This is a genomic window from Bradyrhizobium huanghuaihaiense (genome assembly GCF_007830635.1).
Taxonomy (GTDB): Bacteria; Pseudomonadota; Alphaproteobacteria; order Rhizobiales; family Xanthobacteraceae; genus Bradyrhizobium; species Bradyrhizobium huanghuaihaiense.
This window is the reverse complement of sequence record NZ_VLLA01000001.1, coordinates 478826-495641: the sequence shown is the minus strand read 5'-3', so window position 1 is coordinate 495641 and position 16816 is coordinate 478826. Positions and strand designations below refer to the sequence as shown.

Here is a 16816-nt window from a genome sequence, read left to right as displayed (position 1 = left end):
GAGCCCCCACCCGGCGCTTCGCGCCGACCTCCCCCGCAAGCGGGAGAGGTTACACCGGCTTCGGAGCTCCGCTGTTCAATCACAACCCTACCCGCTTGCCAGGCTCTCGATGGTCAGGTTGCGGTTGGTGTAGACGCAGATGTCGGCGGCGATGTCGAGGGAGCGGCGGACGATGGTCTCGGCGTCCTTGTCGGTGTCGAGCAGGGCCCGCGCGGCGGCCAGCGCGTAATTGCCGCCGGAGCCGATCGCCATCACGCCGGCCTCGGGCTCGAGCACGTCGCCGGTGCCTGTCAGCACCAGGGAGACGTCCTTGTCGGCCACGATCATCATGGCCTCCAATCGCCTGAGGTAACGGTCGGTGCGCCAGTCCTTGGCGAGCTCCACGGCGGCCCGGGTCAGCTGCCCCGGATATTGCTCGAGCTTGCTTTCCAGCCGCTCAAACAGGGTGAAGGCGTCGGCCGTGGCGCCGGCGAAGCCGCCGATGACGTCGCCCTTGCCGAGCTTGCGGACCTTTTTGGCGTTGGACTTGATCACGGTCTGGCCGATCGAGACCTGACCGTCGCCGCCGACGACCACCTTGCCGCCCTTGCGGACCGTCAAAATCGTGGTGCCGTGCCAGCCCGGCGAGCTGTTTTGGGAGTCCTGCATGAAATACCTCACTGTCCGGCCTGATTTAGGCGGTCGGGGCCAAGGGGACAACCTGCGTACAACGGGCCGTTCCGGGCCGAATTTCGCTCACCATAGGCAGAAGTAGAGGCCCGGCCAGCCGTTCCCGCAGTAGCGAAGGTGTCATTTGGCTGTTAATAGACTGGCGTTTTCGGCCCCCGAGCATGATCCGGAAAAGTGGGCACCGGTTTTCCGGGAAAGATCATGCTCAAATAGAAGCGAAAGCCAGCTTTCAATGCGCACCGCGACGATCAAGCGCAAGACCAAGGAAACCGACATCGAGGTCTCCGTGAACCTCGATGGCACCGGCGTGGCCAATATCGCGACCGGCATCGGCTTTTTCGACCATATGCTCGATCTCCTCGCCCGCCATTCCCGCATCGACCTCACGGTCAAGGCGGTGGGCGACCTGCACATTGATTATCACCATACCACCGAAGACACCGGCATCGCGCTCGGCCAGGCGGTCAGGCAGGCGCTCGGCAACATGGCGGGCATCACCCGCTATGCCGGCGTGCACATGCCCATGGACGAGACGCTGTCGCGCGTGGTCATCGACATCTCGGGCCGCCCGTTCCTGGTGTTCAAGGCCGACTTCCCCCGCGACAAGATCGGCGAGTTCGATACCGAGCTGGTGCGCGAGTGGTTCCAGGCCTTCGCCATCAACGCCGGCGTGACTCTCCACGTCGAGACCCTATATGGCGATAACAGCCATCATATCGCCGAGTCCTGCTTCAAGGGTCTGGCGCGGGCGCTGCGCACTGCCGTTGCGATCGATCCGAAGGCAGTGGGCGAAATCCCGTCCACCAAGGGTTCGCTCGGCGGCTGACATTTCCGTCTTGGCGGCGAAAGGCCGCCGACGGCATCTACTCAATTCTCGAGAACGGGGCATCGCCATGCCTGCCTACACAGTTCATGCTCCCTTCCCTGGCGGAGCCGACCTGCGCGCGACCGACAAGTTCGTCTTCGTGCGCGACGGCTTCCATTTCTGGGCGATGATCTTCGGCCCGTTCTGGCTGCTGTGGAATCGGCTGTGGCTGGTGCTGATCGGCTGGCTGATCTTCATCGCTGCCTTCCATGCCGGACTCTCCAGCCTGGGTCTCGGCCGCAGCTCGATCTTCCTCGCCGATCTCGTCATCGCGCTGCTGACGGGACTCGAGGCCTCCAGCCTGCGGCGCTGGACGCTGTCGCGCGGCAAGTGGCGGCAGCTCGACATCGTCATCGCCGACGACCATGACACGGCCGAGCGCCGCTTCTTCGAGCGCTGGAGCCAGAAGCAGCACGGCATCGTCAACGATCAATGGGCCGTCGATCGCGGCGGCCCGCCGCCGACCCGGGGCGTGCCGGGCCAGCAATTTTCGAACCCGCCGCCGATTCCGGCCGGCGGCATCATTGGATTGTTTCCAGAACCGGGAGGGTCAAGGTGAGCGTCGCCATCATCGATTACGGTTCCGGGAATCTGCATTCCGCCGCGAAAGCCTTCGAGCGCGCCGCGCGGAGCCTCGAAAATCCGCAAAAGGTTTTCGTTACCAGCGATCCCGATCAGGCCTACGAGGCTGACCGTCTGGTGCTGCCCGGCGTCGGCGCCTTCGCCGACTGCCGGCGCGGTCTTGATGCCGTCAACGGCATGGTCGAGGCGATCACCGAAGCGGTGCGCGTCAAGGCGCGGCCGTTCTTCGGCATCTGCGTCGGCATGCAGTTGATGGCGAGCCGCGGCAAGGAGCACGTCATCACCGAAGGCCTGAACTGGATCGGCGGCGACGTCGAGAAGATCACGCCGCGCGACGAAAGCCTGAAGATCCCGCACATGGGCTGGAATACGCTCGAGGTGCTCAGGGAGCATCCGGTGCTGAACAAGCTGCCGCTCGGCCCCAAGGGCCAGCACGCCTATTTCGTGCACTCCTATCACCTCAACCCCGCCAGCGAGGCGGACGTGCTCGCGCGCGCCGACTACGGTGGACCTGTCACCGCGATCGTCGCGAAGGACACCGCCATCGGCACCCAATTCCACCCCGAGAAGAGTCAGCGTTTCGGCCTGGCCCTGATCTCGAACTTCCTGCGATGGAAACCGTGATTCTCTTTCCTGCGATCGACCTCAAGAACGGCCAATGCGTGCGCCTCGAGCAAGGCGACATGGCGCGCGCGACCGTTTTCAACCTCAATCCCGCGGCCCAGGCGCAGAGCTTTGCCGACCAGGGCTTTGAATATCTCCACGTCGTCGACCTCGACGGCGCCTTTGCCGGCAAGCCGGTGAACGCCGAGGCCGTCGAGGCGATGCTGAAGACGATCAAGATCCCAGTGCAACTCGGCGGCGGCATTCGCGATCTCAAGACCGTCGAAGCCTGGCTCGACAAGGGTATCACCCGCGTCATCATCGGCACCGCCGCGGTGCGCGATCCTGAACTGGTGAAGTCTGCCGCGAAGAAATTCCCCGGCCGCGTTGCCGTCGGCCTCGATGCCCGCGACGGCAAGGTCGCGGTCGAAGGCTGGGCCGAGACCTCGCAAGTCACGGTGCTGGAGATCGCAAAGCGCTTTGAAGATGCCGGCGTCGCCGCCATCATCTTCACCGACATCGCGCGCGACGGCCTGCTCAAGGGCCTGAATCTCGAGGCGACCATCGCGCTCGCCGACGCGATCTCGATCCCTGTGATCGCCTCCGGCGGCCTCGCCTCGATCGAGGACGTCAAGGCGATGCTGACGCCGCGGGCGAAAAAGCTCGCCGGCGCGATCGCCGGCCGCGCGCTGTACGATGGTCGGCTCGATCCCACTGCCGCCCTCACCTTGATCCGCGACGCGCGCAGGAGCTGACACATGTTCAAGGTGCGCGTGATCCCCTGCCTCGACGTCAAGGACGGCCGTGTCGTCAAGGGCGTCAACTTCGTCGATCTGCGCGATGCCGGCGATCCCGTCGAAGCCGCGATCGCCTATGACGCCGCCGGCGCCGACGAGCTGACCTTCCTCGACATCACCGCGACCCATGAGAACCGCGGCATCATGCTGGACGTGGTCCGGCGCACGGCGGAGGCCTGCTTCATGCCCGTGACCGTCGGCGGCGGCGTGCGTGAGGTCAACGACATCAAGACGCTGCTGCGCGCCGGCGCGGACAAGGTCTCGATCAACAGCGCCGCGGTGTCGCGGCGCGAATTCGTCAAGGAAGCTGCCGAAAAATTCGGCGAGCAGTGCGTGGTGGTCGCGATCGACGCCAAGCGGGTCAAGCGCCCGGGCGGCGACCGCTGGGAGATCTTCACTCACGGTGGCCGTAACTCGACCGGCATCGACGCGATCGAATATGCCCAGGAAGTGGTCTCGCTCGGCGCCGGTGAAATCCTGCTCACCTCGATGGACCGTGACGGCACCCGGCAAGGCTTCGACATTCCGCTGACCCGGGCGATCGCCGACAGCGTTCCCGTTCCCGTGATCGCTTCGGGCGGCGTCGGCAATCTCGACCACCTCGTCGACGGTATCCGCGACGGGCACGCCACGGCCGTCCTGGCCGCCTCGATCTTCCACTTCGGGGAATTCACCATCCGCGAAGCCAAGGAGCACATGGCCAGGCGCGGGCTGCCCATGCGCCTCGATGCCTGACGACTCCCGTTCGTAAAAATGCTACATTAGCCTGCGGGGAATGGCCTCCGTGGCTTCATGTGTTTCTGAGTAAGTCCGATGTCGCGTTTCACGATCCACGATCTGGCCGAGACCATCGACGCCCGCGCGGCTTCCGGCGGCGAGGCCTCCTATACCCGCAAGCTGCTGGACAAGGGCGCCGAGCATTGCGCCAAGAAGTTCGGCGAGGAAGCAGTCGAAACCGTAATCGCAGCAGTCGAAAACGATCGCGCGCATCTGATCGCCGAGAGTGCTGATCTGCTCTATCATTTCCTTGTCTTGCTCAAGGCTCGCGGCGTAAAGCTGGAAGAAGTCGAAGCCGCGCTGGACAAGCGGACGAACATGTCAGGGTTGGAAGAGAAGGCGTCGCGCAAGAGCGGCAACTAGCCGAGGTGGAGAGGTCGCTTGATGGATATCCGCGCACCGGAGCAACAGTATAATCCGTACCGCATTTATACGCGCGAGCAGTGGGCGCGCCTGCGCGACGATACGCCGATGACGCTGGAGCCGGGCGAGTTTGACCGGCTGCGTTCGCTGCACGATCGCCTCGACCTGCAGGAGGTCGAGGACATTTATCTGCCGCTGTCGCGCCTGCTCTCGATCTATGTCGATGCGATGCAGCGCCTCTATTATGCCGAGCGCCAGTTCCTCAACATCCGCGACCGCAAGGTGCCCTACATCATCGGCGTTGCCGGCTCGGTCGCGGTCGGAAAGTCCACCACGGCCCGCGTGCTCCAGGCGCTCTTGGCACGCTGGTCGCCGCGGCCGAAGGTCGAGCTGATCACGACCGACGGATTCCTCTATCCGAACGCCGTGCTCGACCGGCAGGGCATCATGCAGAAGAAGGGCTTCCCCGAGAGCTACGATCTGCCGCTGCTGCTGAGCTTCCTCTCCGACATCAAGTCCGGCCGCCGCCATGTCCGCGCGCCGGTCTACTCGCATCTGACCTACGATATCGTCCCGGGCCAGTGGGCCGAGGTCGACCAGCCCGACATCCTGATCGTCGAGGGTGTCAATGTGCTGCAGACCGGCAAGCTGCCGCGCGACGGCAAGGCGGTGCCCGTCGTCTCCGACTTCTTCGACTTCTCGGTCTATATCGACGCCGACGAGGCGGCGCTGCGGCGCTGGTACATCAAGCGCTTCCTGGCGCTGCGCGACACCGCGTTCACCAATCCAAAATCCTACTTCAACCGCTACGCGCTGCTGTCGGACGAGGAAGCCACCGCGACCGCGACCGCGATCTGGGAGCGCACCAACCTCGCCAATCTCGAGGATAACATCCTGCCCACCCGTCCCCGCGCGACGCTGATCCTGAAGAAGGGCCCGGATCACGTGGTGGAGAGCGTGGCGCTGCGAAGGTTGTAGGCCGCGGTGCCGTAGCTGCAGGCTGCGGTGCCGTAGGGTGGGCAAAGGCGCGAAGCGCCGTGCCCACGCTCTGTGCCTGCTGTCGAACGATGCGTGGGCACGCTGCGCTTTGCCCACCCTACGGCAGCGTCGATTGCCGCTACACCGCCAGATGCCGTGACGCGGCCAGCCCTGCCAGCGCCTCGTCGAGCTTGTCCCGATCGAGCGGCTTGATCAGAAACCCGTTCATGCCGGCCTCGAAGCAGGCGTAGCGATCCTCCACCAGCGTGTTGGCCGTCAGCGCCAGGATCGGCGTGTGCCGGCCGCCGGTCGTGGCCTCATGGGCGCGGATCCGCTTGGTCGCCTCGATGCCGTCGAGCTGCGGCATCTGGATGTCCATCAAGACGAGATCGTAGGGCGTGCCGGCCGAGCTAGCGGCCAGCCAGGATTCCAGTGCGGCTTCGCCATGGACCGCGATGACGACGCGGTGGCCGAGCTTTGTCAGCAACGAGCGCATCAACAGCGCGTTGATCTCATTGTCTTCGGCGACGAGGATCGACAGGCCTTTCGCCGGCGCAGCGCGCGTGGAGTCAGCCGGCGGTTCCGGCGCGAGGTCGGGCGAGGGGATCTCCGGCGTCAGCGTGAGGCGTGCGGCGAGCGAGGCGGCGCGCAGCGGCTTCACCAGGAAGCCGGTGAAGGCCGGCGAGAGCTTTTCATGGCGCGAGCTTGACGTCAGCAGCACCAGCCGTTGTGGCGCATGCGCGCGGGCGGCTTCGCCCAACCGGTCGGCGATGCCGGGACCGATCGCGCGATCGACCAGCACCGCGTGCCATGAGCGTTCCGGCAGCAGCGCTTCCGCGACAGCGGCGTCCGTCACCAGGCAGGTCTGAGCGCCCCAGCGCTCCAGGCGCCGCGCGATCAGCGAGGCTTCGATGCCCTCGGCGATCACGAGGATCGACTTGCCTGTGAGGTCAGGGCTCGGGAACGTCGTCTGCCCCGCGCTTCCGTGCGATGGCGCGAGCGGCACTGCGACCTCGAAGGTCGCCCCCTTGCCCGGCTCGCTCGTCAGCGTGATGCGGCCGCCCATGCGCTTGACGATGCGCTCGCTGATGGCGAGGCCAAGCCCGGTGCCGCCATAGGTGCGGGCGACACGCTCGTCGGCCTGCTCGAATTCGCGGAAGATGCGTTGCTGCGCCTCGGGCGCGATGCCGATGCCGGTGTCGCGGACCAGGAAGCTGATCTCGTTCGGCCAGATGCCGGGTTCGACGATCAGCGCGACGCCGCCGTGAGCGGTGAACTTGATGGCGTTGCCGGTGAGGTTGAGCAGCACCTGGCGCAGTCGTGCGGCATCGCCGACGACTTCCAGCGGCAGGCGCTCGTCGACATAGGCGGCAATCTCGAGCTGCTTGGCCTGCGCGCGCGGCGCCAGCAGCTCGGTGATCTCCTCGATCAGGGTCGAGAGCGCGAACGGGCGCTGCTCGAGATCGAGCTTGCCGGCCTCGATCTTGGAATAGTCGAGCAGCTCCTCGATCAGCGCCATCAGCGCTTCGCCCGAAGTCTTCACCGCCCTCGCATAGGTCGCCTGCTCCGGCGTCAGATGGGTGTCGAGCAGGAGGCCGCCCATGCCGATGATGCCGTTCAGGGGGGTGCGGATCTCGTGCGAGGCCATTGCCAGGAAGCGCGACTTGGCGCGGTTGGCGGCATCGGCCTGGTCGCGCGCCTCCGACAGCGCGCGCTCGGTCTCGGTGCGATCCGTGACGTCGCGTCCCACGCTCTGCAGTTCGGCCGCCTGGCCGGCGTCGAGCCGGACGTAACCTTCGCGCCAGGCGATCCAGCGCGCGCCGAGCGGCGTGGTGATCTTCTGGTCGTGGATGCGCGTGCCGTTGCTTTCGCGGGCGCTGTCGCCCTGCTCCAGCACGTCGAAATCGAAGCGCGTGCCGACCAGTGCGCTGCGCGCCTGTCCGGCGAGTGCGCAATAGGCGTCGTTGGCGAAGGTGATGCGGCCCTGATGGTCGCGCAGCACGATCAGATCGCCCTGCTGCTCGAACAGGCTGCGCGCGCGCTCCTCGGCTTCCTTCAGCTCCCAATTGCGGTCGATCAGCGCCTCGTTGTGGACGGCGAGGGTGCGCAGCCGCTTGTTGACGAAGCGCAAGCGCATGCTGAGCGTGGCAAGGCCGAGGCAGGCGAGGGCGAACAGGAAGCTCGCCCCGATCGCAAAGGCGTTGGGATCGTAGCCGGACTTCTCGGCCCGGCTGCCGGCGATGAAGCCATAGGCGCCGCCGAACGTCGCCGAGAAGATCATGAAGGAGCGGATCGCGAAGGCGATACGGGGATGCTGCCGCCTGAAGCGGCGCATGCGCACCTTGATCCGGAACGTCCGACCCATCGCCACCCCGACTCTTGTCCGAAACCCCACCGCCGCTGCATGCGACGATGTCGCGCCGACCTTGCGAACAGCTTGAGGCTTAGGTTCTGCCTCCAAACAAGGTTGACGAGGTGTTAACGCCTCAGAGCGAGGCGGCCTGGAACGGCCGGTGGCCGTTATGGGCGCCGACGATCAGGGCCGCGGCCTCGCGCTGCGAGAACGTCCTGGAGCGCACATAGATGCGGTAATCGGCGGGGCCGTCGGTCGAGAGATAGATGACCGGGCCGCCATCGACCGGCTGCGCCGCGATGGTGACGAGGCGGTTTGCCGGATTGGCCTGGCAGGAGTCCGTCTCGGAACCGAGACCGTCGTCCACCACCGCGAAGTCCGCAGCGTCCGCGTCATCGGTGATCTGGACCCTGACCGTGGCCCGCGCCGGATCGTCGGTGAAGGCGACGTGGACGCCGGCTGTCCAGAACAGGGATGTCAGCTCGACAGAGGTTTCGCCGAGGGCGATGCAGGGATGCGAGACCGATCCGATCTCGCCGCGGGCAAACACCGCAGCCGCCAGCAGGGGAACAACGGAGGCCAGGATCTTGAAACGCAACATGACACTCTACTCGCCAAGCCCTTGGGGAACTGCCCTTTGGAAAACTCGTCGGGCCTTATGGTTTGCAGAGCGTAAAGGAAACTCGTTACCGCGGGGTTGATGCGCAGAATGATCAGGCGAGCTGGCGCACATCCTCCGCGAGTGCGCGGTAGGACAGCGCCTCGGCGAGATGCAACCGGCCGATCCTGTCGGCGTGATCGAGGTCGGCGAGCGTCCGCGCCACCCGCAGCACACGGTGATAGCCCCGCGCCGACAGCCGCATGGTCTCGGCAGCATCGCGCAGCAGCTTGGCGCCTTGCGCATCGGGCTTCGCGATCTCCTCCAGTACGGAGGCGGGCGCTTCGGCGTTGGTGCGGATGTTGGGCAGGCCCGCATCAGTGTAACGCGCGAGCTGGATGTCGCGCGCCGCCGCTACGCGTGCTGCGACCTCGGCCGAACCTTCGGCCGGCGGTGGCAGGATCAGGTCGGCGGCGGTCACGGCCGGCACCTCGATGCGCAGATCGATGCGGTCCATCAGCGGGCCTGAGATGCGGGACTGGTAGTCGGAGGTGCAGCGATCGATGCGGCCGCGCTTGCAGGCGTAGCCGGGCTCGAAGGCGTTGCCGCAGCGGCAGGGATTCATCGCCGCGACCAGCATGAAGCGTGCAGGGTAGGTGACGCGGTGATTGGCGCGGGAGACCGAGACCTCGCCGTTCTCCAGCGGCTGGCGCAGCGAATCCAGCACGCGGGGATCGAACTCCGGCAGCTCGTCGAGGAACAGCACACCCTGATGCGCGAGCGAGATCTCGCCGGGTTTGGCGCGCATGCCGCCGCCGGTGAGCGCGGCCATGCTGGCGGAATGATGCGGCGAGCGGAACGGCCGCCGCGATGTCAGCGCGCCGCCTTCGATCTCGCCGGCGACGGAGGCGATCATCGAGACCTCGAGCAACTCGCTCGGCGACAGCGGTGGCAGGATTGAGGGCAGGCGCGCGGCCAGCATCGACTTGCCGGCGCCGGGCGCGCCGATCATCAGCATGTCGTTTCGTCAATGGGAAAACGGGACTTTCTAGCGGGTCCCCTATCGCGCACTGGGGCCCCTTTTTAGTTGACCCCGGCCCCCCAATTTCGAATGTCCGGCTTAAAGGGCGCAGCCGCCGCCGACGTGTCGCAAGCAGTGTGCTTCCCCTAGCTGTCGCACGTTGTGTCACTGCGGTTATCTTGCGGCTGTCTAAACTTTTCGGGCATTGCGCTTGGTTGCAGTGGAACTAAGGTGCTAGCTAGGACATCCATGATTTGCCGTCTTCCGCGCTGTAGCAGGCAGCACCCTGCAGGTGATCGCAATAATTCGTCACGATTCGCGCTGAACTAACTCCGGCAGAATGGTCTCTCCAGGAACCACCCGCCGGCCCGACGCACAGCACGATTTGCTTTTATAGCCGCTGGCGGCGTTGTGAACCCTCTTCACTGCCTTTTTAACGGCGTCGACCCTTACAGGTCCTCCTGCATTCAGCTGATTTCGTGCGCTTGCTCGCGGCGACAGCGGCCGGTCCTGAAACGCCGCCGAAAACCCTGGAGATCGACACGCCTACCGGACGGGCGCATCGCCATCAACCCCTAAGCCGGTCCCGGAGTTCCTGCCGATTGGCGACGAGGTTGTCGAGGTGCAGCGGCTCGGCTTGTGGCCGCTCTCCTTGCGCCAATCGTCGAACCAGCTCCCGTGTGCCATCCACCACGAACACGCCGCAATCATAGCTGTTCTGCTGCGGGGCCATTCCGGCTCGCTGCAGAGTCAGGCCCAGCCGTTCTGCGAGCCGTTCTGCGGGCTCGTCATTGTGTCCCTCGACGGAATCGTAATGATAGGCGACCGGCACTCCTCGCGTGCAGCGATCTACGAGTAGCAGCGACCAATGGGTGCCGTTAGGATGGGTTGGACTGGCATCGGTCACTGGCAGGAATAGGAAGTCGGCTACATCATTGTCATGATCATAGACGATGCGCTGCAATGCGCTGAGCGCGTCGCGCTCGGCGCCCCAACTCAACCGAAAGGCAATGAGAGGATCGACGAACCGCGTTCGGGCGGCAAGATTCGGATCATTCATTTGCAACTCCTGCGTCAGGAGCTCGTAGTCCCTCTGGATATGCTCGTCGCCCAGCCACTGCATGGGGTCGAGAGCCCGCCCGCTACGGTCGTGGGATGAGGCCGCCGGACCCGACGCCCCGATCTCGGCACCGGAGTGTATGCGCGGGAACGCCGACAGATAGTTCGCGTAATCAGGCAGCTCCTCCGGTGTGGACGGCAAATCAAGGACGTTGTAGACGTCTGACGGTGCCGCTGGCGCAGCTTCATCAGCAACTTGAGGATGATGGATGAGGTGAACGTCGTTGGGTCCTTTCGGTCCCAAAACGGCCGTGTAGCGTTCGCCGCCAATCTCGTAGTTCATGATTGGATGTTCCGCGACAGGCAAGAAGTCCCACTTGCCCAACGTGGACAGCATCATGTCGGGCGCCGGCTGGGTGCGATGAGAAAAATCCTTGGGAACGGCGAACGAAACATCGAATGTATCGCCGACAGCGGGAGACCGCAGGTGAATGAGCCGAACATCATCGGGCCCTCCCGGTCCCAACACGGCCGTATAGCGTTCACCGCGAATGTCGTAGGTCTTTACCCGCTCTGCCACATCCGGAAACTGACCCCAGCGGCCCAACCTGGACCGCATCATACCCGGCGCAGGCTGGGTGCCGTGGGAGAAGTCCTCGGGAGCGGACAAAGACGCATCAAAAGTCTCGCCGAGCGCTGGGAACACCGCCTCAGCCCGGTCGGACGCCGGCGCGGCTTGCTCCATCCTGCGTGAAGGCAGTGCTGGCGAGGCTTGATTCCCCGACGGCGCGCTGGGCTGCGGAGCGTTTTCCGATCGAGGATGGAGCGGGAAGCTCTGCCTGGTCATCCCCGCGGGCACCAACAACGCCGTGTAACGGTCAGTGTTGATCACGAAGCTGGTCGGTCGGTTGTCCCCGCTCGGGAGGACGCTGCTCCTGCTCGGTGCAGCAGGTTGTTCATGCCCGCTCTGCTGCATTGTGGGCTGCCTCTCCAATTCGTGGAGGGAAGCCCGCATCAGCACGCCAGCGTCTGCATTGAGGTCGTTTGGATTGACGAAGACTTGCGGCAGGGCGGAATGATCATCCAGCAATCGGCGAACTTTCGCAGGAGGGGACTCTGGATTAAACGTGAATCCCTCTGGCTCTACGGAGAAGGGCGGCTGAGCGGGGTGGTCGCCTAGCCGTCCCTGAATTTCCCCGCGAAGCTCATGCTCCAGCCGCTCAAGTTCCGATGGATCGGCCGGCGGCTCCTCGGCCTCATCATCGAACAGGCCCCAGACTTCCGCCGGAACCCCGCCTGACCTGGGCGACGGGACACCATCGCCCCCGGCTTCCCGAGGGCCGCCCGGACCTGAAACTTGTTTCGCGTCGAGCTGGTCACCCAACGTCCCCAACGCGGAGATGAGAGTTGCGTGCGTCGGAAGCAACCTACGAGCGAACGCGACTCGCGAATCCTGATCCAGTTCAGATATCGTCTGGCCCTTGCCCTTGAGTTTGTCAGAAAATTGGCGAAGAGCATTCTGATATAAACCAAAGGAACTCTCGTTGAGTCCGCCGGGATTAGTCAGATGCTCTATGAGAAGGGCGTCTTCCGCTGAGGGGGCAGCGCGTCGCGCGCCATAAGCTACATGGCCCGGCTCATAATACGCACGAAGGATGTTCAACCCCGTTACGATAGCATTGTCTGACGGAAAGTAAGCTTTGGCGTGCTCGGCCAGGGATTGGTGATCCCTTAGATCGGTCGATTGGCCACGACCGCGGATGTCGTTTATCAATCGACGGAGTCCTCGAGCATACTGATAGACCGTTGTCGGTTTTCGCGGACCTGCATATTGAGCAATCGCCTTGTCGATAATGTCCCGATCTTCCGTAGAGAGATTGGGATGGTGGCTCCGGCTCGCCCCCCTAGAGACAGGAGCCGGATCAGGCGGGCGCGCCTCGGCCAAGTGCTGCTCAAAGCCCTCTTGCCCGGCCTGGCCGGCGTGCGTCTCTTCCGAGACGTCGTGCTGCACTTGCGACCAAGCTGTTACGTTGGATGGATCAAAGTTCTGCCGGTCCACGCTAGCCTCACGTCCAAGATCACTTGAGCAGACCTATAGTCGCGCGAGCTTTCGAGAAGCTGACGAGGCCGCGTAGAGCCGCGGCAGGATGTTGCTCGGCTTGCCCGGGGTGCGTCTGTATGGCACCTTACGGCTCGGTAGGGCGCGCCCAACATGGCCCCCACCGCAGTCTTGAGGGGCGGCCCTCTAAAAGGGGTGCGCGGGTGCGTCTTAGCCCGTCCTATTCGTGAGAGTGCGGCTTTTGGGCCCGATTGATGCGGCCGCACATCTTGTCTGACGAGGCGCACAGGATTGCCTTCGGCTTTTCGCCGCCTGACGACCGGTACTTTGCAACGCGCTTGAGGGATGGGTTGGGCGAACGGGGGCGGACGCCCCGCCGGTCAAGGACCGAGCGGCAGCAGCGCGCCGGGCAAGCCGCAGATCAGGTCGGCTTCGGGACATGCCGCGGCAAACGCAAGGCGAATGCGGCTCGTGGTCTCGACGACACGGGCGGCGATTTTCAAGAGCCGAAGACGCAGCCTCGCGAACTCGGCAGCGGCCAATTCCCGGGCTTTGGGAATGGCGTCGCGCACGGTCAGCATCAGCCAATAAGCGGCCGTATGGAGCACGAGACGGACCTGGTTGGCGAGCGCCGAACGGCAGCTGGTGCGGTCGGAGGCGAGCTGCGTCTTATGCAGCTTGATCAGATTCTCGGCTTGGCCGCGCGCGCAATACAGGCTGTCGTAGATCCACTCGGCCGAGCCGACATCGAGGCTGGTGACGACGAAACGGATGTCGAGGCCGAGCATCGTCGCCTCAATACGGGCGACGGTGCGCCGTTCGCGATCCCAGGACTTTGCCTTGTGGCGCGTCTCGGTATAGCCACGCAGAACCGGCAGGTTCTCGATGGCGCGTCGGGTGCGGATGTCGTCGGCGACCTCGTCGACGCTGGCGAGCGGCTTGGTACCGGACAGACCGAAGATGTAGTCGATGCCGTTGGTCTCGCACCACGCCATGGCCTCCGGCCGGGCATAGTGCCCGTCGCCACGGAACGTAATTCGCGTGTTGTGCCACCGCGTCCGGATATGCCGTACCAGGCAGCGCAGAAGGGCACGCACCTCGACGCCGCCCGGCGTCTTGCCGGGCCGCAGCACGACCGCCACGGGCCGGCTCTTCTCCGTGTCGTAGACGTGGATCGGCAGGAAGCAGCGTTCGTCATAATGAGCGTTGAACAGCGAGAGCTGCTGATGGCCGTGGACGACATCGCAGGTATCATCGATGTCGAGCGTGACGGATGCCGGCTCGCGCGGGTAGCTATCCATCCATGCGTCGACCAAAATGTAGGTCAGCCGGATCACGTCGCGCAGGCGCGGCGCATTCTCCAGGCGTGACAGCGTCGGTTGGGAACACAAATCCCGGCCCGTGTCCGGTAGGCGACCGCAGGCCAGCTTGAATGCGGGATCGGACCGCAGATGATCGAGGTCGTCGGCGTCCTCGTAGCCGCAGCAGATCGCGAACATGCGCGCGCGGAACATATCGACCAGGCTGTGCACGCCCCGCGTCGGATCGCGCCGATCCGGGAACACCCGGGCCAGATTGTCGGCCAAACCGAGACGCCGCTCGGCCATCGCCAGAAGCATCACGCCCCCGTTCGAGGTTAGGCGCCCACCATCGAAGGCAGCTGTGACTTTCTTGGCGTGAACGGCTGGAAACGAGAAGGGCGGAATCGTATCGTCGGTCATGGCGGGCGTGGCGTTCGCGGTTGGAGGTGATGGGGTTGGCTTCGCAACCGAATCCTACGCCGCATCAGCGCTTTACCCCTCAGGCGCACTCTTACGAATAAGACGGGTTAAGTTGAAGAAAGATTGAGTGACTCCCGATCATTTCTGTGCCGAAACGTGGAGTCGCGGTCGTGCCGCGTCCAAAGAAACCGGCGCGAGCGGCCTATTAGACGCGGTAGGTGATCAGCCTCCGAAACGAGACTATCAAGCATGAAGAGATCGAGCGCGAGGCAGAGGTTTTATTTGTGTTGAATTCTTGCTTCTCGATAGTGGTCTGAAATCGTATCATCGGTCATGGCGGGCGTGGCGTTCGCGGTTGAAGGTGATGGGGTGGCTTCGCAACCGAATCCTACGCCGCATCAGCGCTTTACACCACGCTCGCCAGCCTCTCAGGCGCCCTCTCGCGAATAAGACGGGCTAGCCCCGACTGTAAGCCGTCACTAGAGGAACCCCATGACCGCCGTCAATCCGCTGCTGTCGTTGTTCAAGGAGCAACTTGAGGCCGAGTGCAAGACGCTATCCGATCACCATGGCCTTACAGAGCGAGGCCATTCCCTCCTGTATTGGTATTTCAATCGTCTCCATGATTTCATGGACGCAGACGTCGAGGAAGTGTTCTGCGACGGTGGCGGGGATCTGGGCATCGACGCTCTGTGGATCGACGATGATGAGTTGGTCCACTTCTATCAATTCAAAAACCCGCAGAGCATCGACAAGGGGATCCCGACTGGCGACGTAGATAAGGTCATCTCTGGCTTGGGGTTGATTTTGAACCGAAAGCACGAGGCGGTAGCAAATCCTGATCTCAAGGCCAGACTTGAGGAACTCTATCAGCAGGTCCCAAACGGTTACCGCATTCACTTCGTTAGCAGTGGCGCTGGGCTGGCTCCCGAGGCAAAGCTCAAACTTGACACATTCGTCACGGCGTTAAAGGGCCGTGCCGCCGATAGCTTTATTGAGTGGGATGAACAACCTATCGAAATCCTTCAAGAGCGCTTCTACCAGCACTCCCTTCCGGCTGTTAAGGATCCGCTGCGACTTGACGTTCCTGTAACTCCCTACACCCAACGATCCGGCATTGCGGATTGCTACCTGTTCTCTATTCCTGGAAACACGTTGGCCGAACTGTACGCGCAACACGGAGAGGGATTGCTACAGAGGAATATCCGGGTTGATCAACGCGATACGGCTACCAACAGATCAATCGAGGCTACGTGTACGGGCGATGGTTCTGTTAACTTCCTTCACTTCAATAATGGTGTGACGTTCCTGTGTGAGAAAGCGTTCTATGACGTTTTCCAAAAGACCTTGACCTTGGAGAGGGCTCAGGTCGTAAACGGTGGCCAAACGATCCGTGCGCTGCATCGAGCCCTCGAAAAAAGGAAGCTGAAGTCAGACGTTATCGTTCCAGCGAGAGCAATTACGTCAAGTGGTCACAAGGACTTCGCTAACGATGTCGCAGTCAATCAAAACAACCAAAACCAAGTTGGCACCGGCTTCCTGCGGTCGAACGATCAGCGCGTCGTTCAACTAGATCATGCGCTTGCCTCGCTTGGGTGGTTGCTGGAACGGCGAGAGGGAGAACTGACTAGCTTGACGGACACCGAGCGGGTGGCTCTTGAGCGGCGTATTGGCCATCATCTTGACGGCCGCATCATTCGCCTAAAGGACGGCGCGCAAGCCTACACCGCTACATTTTACGGCCAGCCGGAAATCGCGAAGAAGAACGTGAAGAAGATTTTCCTCTCGGTCGAAGATGGCGGTTACTACGAGCGCATCTTTTCCGGTGACATGACCGCAGAGAAAATCGTGATCGCTCACGACCTGAAGCAAAGGCTTGACGATTTTGTGAAGCGGTTCACCGCAATCAGGCGGAAAGCGCAGGCTTCGACTAACTTGAAGACTGTTTATGAACCCATTCTAGGAGAGCCTCTAGCGCAGAAACACAGCGACGTGATGCACCAAGTGATCCCGCAATGCTCGTTGTTCATCTGCGGCACAATCTACAGGGAACTAGTTGAGATTAGAAAGACGGCTCTAAAGGACATCTCTAAAATCGTGAGCATGGAGGCAGACGAGCTAATTCGCGCGCACTTGCTCCATATCATCGACTTTGCCAAGAACAACAAAGACAAGGCCGATAAGAGCTGGCCCGTGCTGCTAAAGAGCAACGCGTTTTTCAATCACATAACGGCATACGTGGCCGGCGTCGCAAAGGGCCGCGCTGCCGCAGGATCCGCCCATTAATCGCCGCGGTGGATCCCTCTCGTAGTGCAGCGGGTCTCCTATCGCTGAGCCTCGTTCGGCGGGTACCCTTTTTGGCCTCAAGCCC

General features: G+C 63.3%; 13 protein-coding genes and 1 pseudogene. 8 read left to right on the top strand and 6 right to left on the bottom strand.

The genetic code is table 11. The features are described 5' to 3' along the window. Positions 1-87: 87 nt before the first annotated feature. Positions 88-648 (bottom strand): ATP-dependent protease subunit HslV, encoded by a 561-nt coding sequence (gene hslV, locus IQ16_RS02300; RefSeq protein WP_018646043.1) that lies wholly within the window; start codon positions 646-648, stop codon positions 88-90. A 253-nt stretch (positions 649-901) separates the two neighbouring features. Here hslV and hisB point away from each other — a divergent pair, with 253 nt between their 5' ends. The 7 genes from hisB (at position 902) to coaA (ending at position 5634) form a co-directional block, all read left to right on the top strand. Beyond that, positions 902-1495, top strand: a complete 594-nt coding sequence (gene hisB, locus IQ16_RS02295) for an imidazoleglycerol-phosphate dehydratase HisB (RefSeq protein WP_018646044.1) — start codon at positions 902-904, stop codon at positions 1493-1495. 67 nt (positions 1496-1562) lie between these two features. Continuing rightward, positions 1563-2093, top strand: coding sequence for a DUF2628 domain-containing protein (locus IQ16_RS02290; protein ID WP_018646045.1), 531 nt, complete (start codon positions 1563-1565; stop codon positions 2091-2093). Next, positions 2090-2740: an imidazole glycerol phosphate synthase subunit HisH gene (hisH, locus tag IQ16_RS02285; protein ID WP_018646046.1), complete on the top strand. Its 651-nt coding sequence runs from the start codon at positions 2090-2092 to the stop codon at positions 2738-2740. The genes IQ16_RS02290 and hisH overlap by 4 nt, the downstream gene beginning before the upstream one ends. After that, positions 2737-3474 carry a 1-(5-phosphoribosyl)-5-[(5-phosphoribosylamino)methylideneamino]imidazole-4-carboxamide isomerase gene (gene hisA / locus IQ16_RS02280; RefSeq protein WP_026312465.1) on the top strand — a complete coding sequence of 246 codons (738 nt, stop codon included), beginning with the start codon at positions 2737-2739 and terminating at the stop codon, positions 3472-3474. Before hisH ends, hisA begins: the two co-directional genes overlap by 4 nt. A gap of 3 nt (positions 3475-3477) precedes the next feature. Further along, the gene (hisF, locus tag IQ16_RS02275) at positions 3478-4251 is read left to right on the top strand and encodes an imidazole glycerol phosphate synthase subunit HisF (protein ID WP_018646048.1); all 774 of its coding nucleotides are present in this window, start codon (positions 3478-3480) and stop codon (positions 4249-4251) included. 78 nt (positions 4252-4329) lie between these two features. Then, a complete protein-coding gene (locus tag IQ16_RS02270; protein WP_018646049.1) occupies positions 4330-4656 on the top strand; it encodes a phosphoribosyl-ATP diphosphatase in 327 nt (108 codons plus the stop codon). A 21-nt stretch (positions 4657-4677) separates the two neighbouring features. Then, the gene (gene coaA / locus IQ16_RS02265; RefSeq protein WP_018646050.1) at positions 4678-5634 is read left to right on the top strand and encodes a type I pantothenate kinase; all 957 of its coding nucleotides are present in this window, start codon (positions 4678-4680) and stop codon (positions 5632-5634) included. Positions 5635-5773: 139 nt separating this feature from the next. Here the strand turns inward: coaA and IQ16_RS02260 are convergent, their stop codons facing one another. From IQ16_RS02260 to IQ16_RS02230, 5 genes and pseudogenes are all read right to left on the bottom strand, one after another. After that, positions 5774-7999 (bottom strand): ATP-binding protein, encoded by a 2226-nt coding sequence (locus tag IQ16_RS02260; protein WP_026312466.1) that lies wholly within the window; start codon positions 7997-7999, stop codon positions 5774-5776. 121 nt (positions 8000-8120) lie between these two features. Then, complete coding sequence (locus IQ16_RS02255; protein ID WP_018646052.1) at positions 8121-8588, bottom strand: hypothetical protein; 468 nt, start codon at positions 8586-8588, stop codon at positions 8121-8123. 112 nt (positions 8589-8700) lie between these two features. Beyond that, positions 8701-9603 (bottom strand): annotated as a pseudogene (locus IQ16_RS02250) (YifB family Mg chelatase-like AAA ATPase); the annotation flags it as partial. A gap of 571 nt (positions 9604-10174) precedes the next feature. Then, positions 10175-12724, bottom strand: a complete 2550-nt coding sequence (locus tag IQ16_RS46425; protein WP_156902877.1) for a Ulp1 family isopeptidase — start codon at positions 12722-12724, stop codon at positions 10175-10177. 380 nt (positions 12725-13104) lie between these two features. Continuing rightward, positions 13105-14445, bottom strand: coding sequence for an IS1380 family transposase (locus IQ16_RS02230; RefSeq protein WP_145831169.1), 1341 nt, complete (start codon positions 14443-14445; stop codon positions 13105-13107). A gap of 492 nt (positions 14446-14937) precedes the next feature. On the opposite strand from IQ16_RS02230, the gene IQ16_RS02225 reads away from it, so the two are divergent. Beyond that, positions 14938-16731, top strand: a complete 1794-nt coding sequence (locus IQ16_RS02225; protein WP_018644988.1) for an AIPR family protein — start codon at positions 14938-14940, stop codon at positions 16729-16731. Positions 16732-16816 lie beyond the last annotated feature (85 nt).

Coding starts and splice junctions, on each gene's coding strand:
- IQ16_RS02290 (WP_018646045.1), top strand. CDS start 1,563: ATGCCTGCCTACACAGTTCATGCTCCCTTCCCTGGCGGAGCCGACCTG.
- hisB (WP_018646044.1), top strand. CDS start 902: ATGCGCACCGCGACGATCAAGCGCAAGACCAAGGAAACCGACATCGAG.
- IQ16_RS02230 (WP_145831169.1), bottom strand. CDS start 14,445: ATGACCGACGATACGATTCCGCCCTTCTCGTTTCCAGCCGTTCACGCC.
- hisF (WP_018646048.1), top strand. CDS start 3,478: ATGTTCAAGGTGCGCGTGATCCCCTGCCTCGACGTCAAGGACGGCCGT.
- IQ16_RS02225 (WP_018644988.1), top strand. CDS start 14,938: ATGACCGCCGTCAATCCGCTGCTGTCGTTGTTCAAGGAGCAACTTGAG.
- IQ16_RS02260 (WP_026312466.1), bottom strand. CDS start 7,999: ATGGGTCGGACGTTCCGGATCAAGGTGCGCATGCGCCGCTTCAGGCGG.
- IQ16_RS02270 (WP_018646049.1), top strand. CDS start 4,330: ATGTCGCGTTTCACGATCCACGATCTGGCCGAGACCATCGACGCCCGC.
- coaA (WP_018646050.1), top strand. CDS start 4,678: ATGGATATCCGCGCACCGGAGCAACAGTATAATCCGTACCGCATTTAT.
- IQ16_RS02255 (WP_018646052.1), bottom strand. CDS start 8,588: ATGTTGCGTTTCAAGATCCTGGCCTCCGTTGTTCCCCTGCTGGCGGCT.
- hslV (WP_018646043.1), bottom strand. CDS start 648: ATGCAGGACTCCCAAAACAGCTCGCCGGGCTGGCACGGCACCACGATT.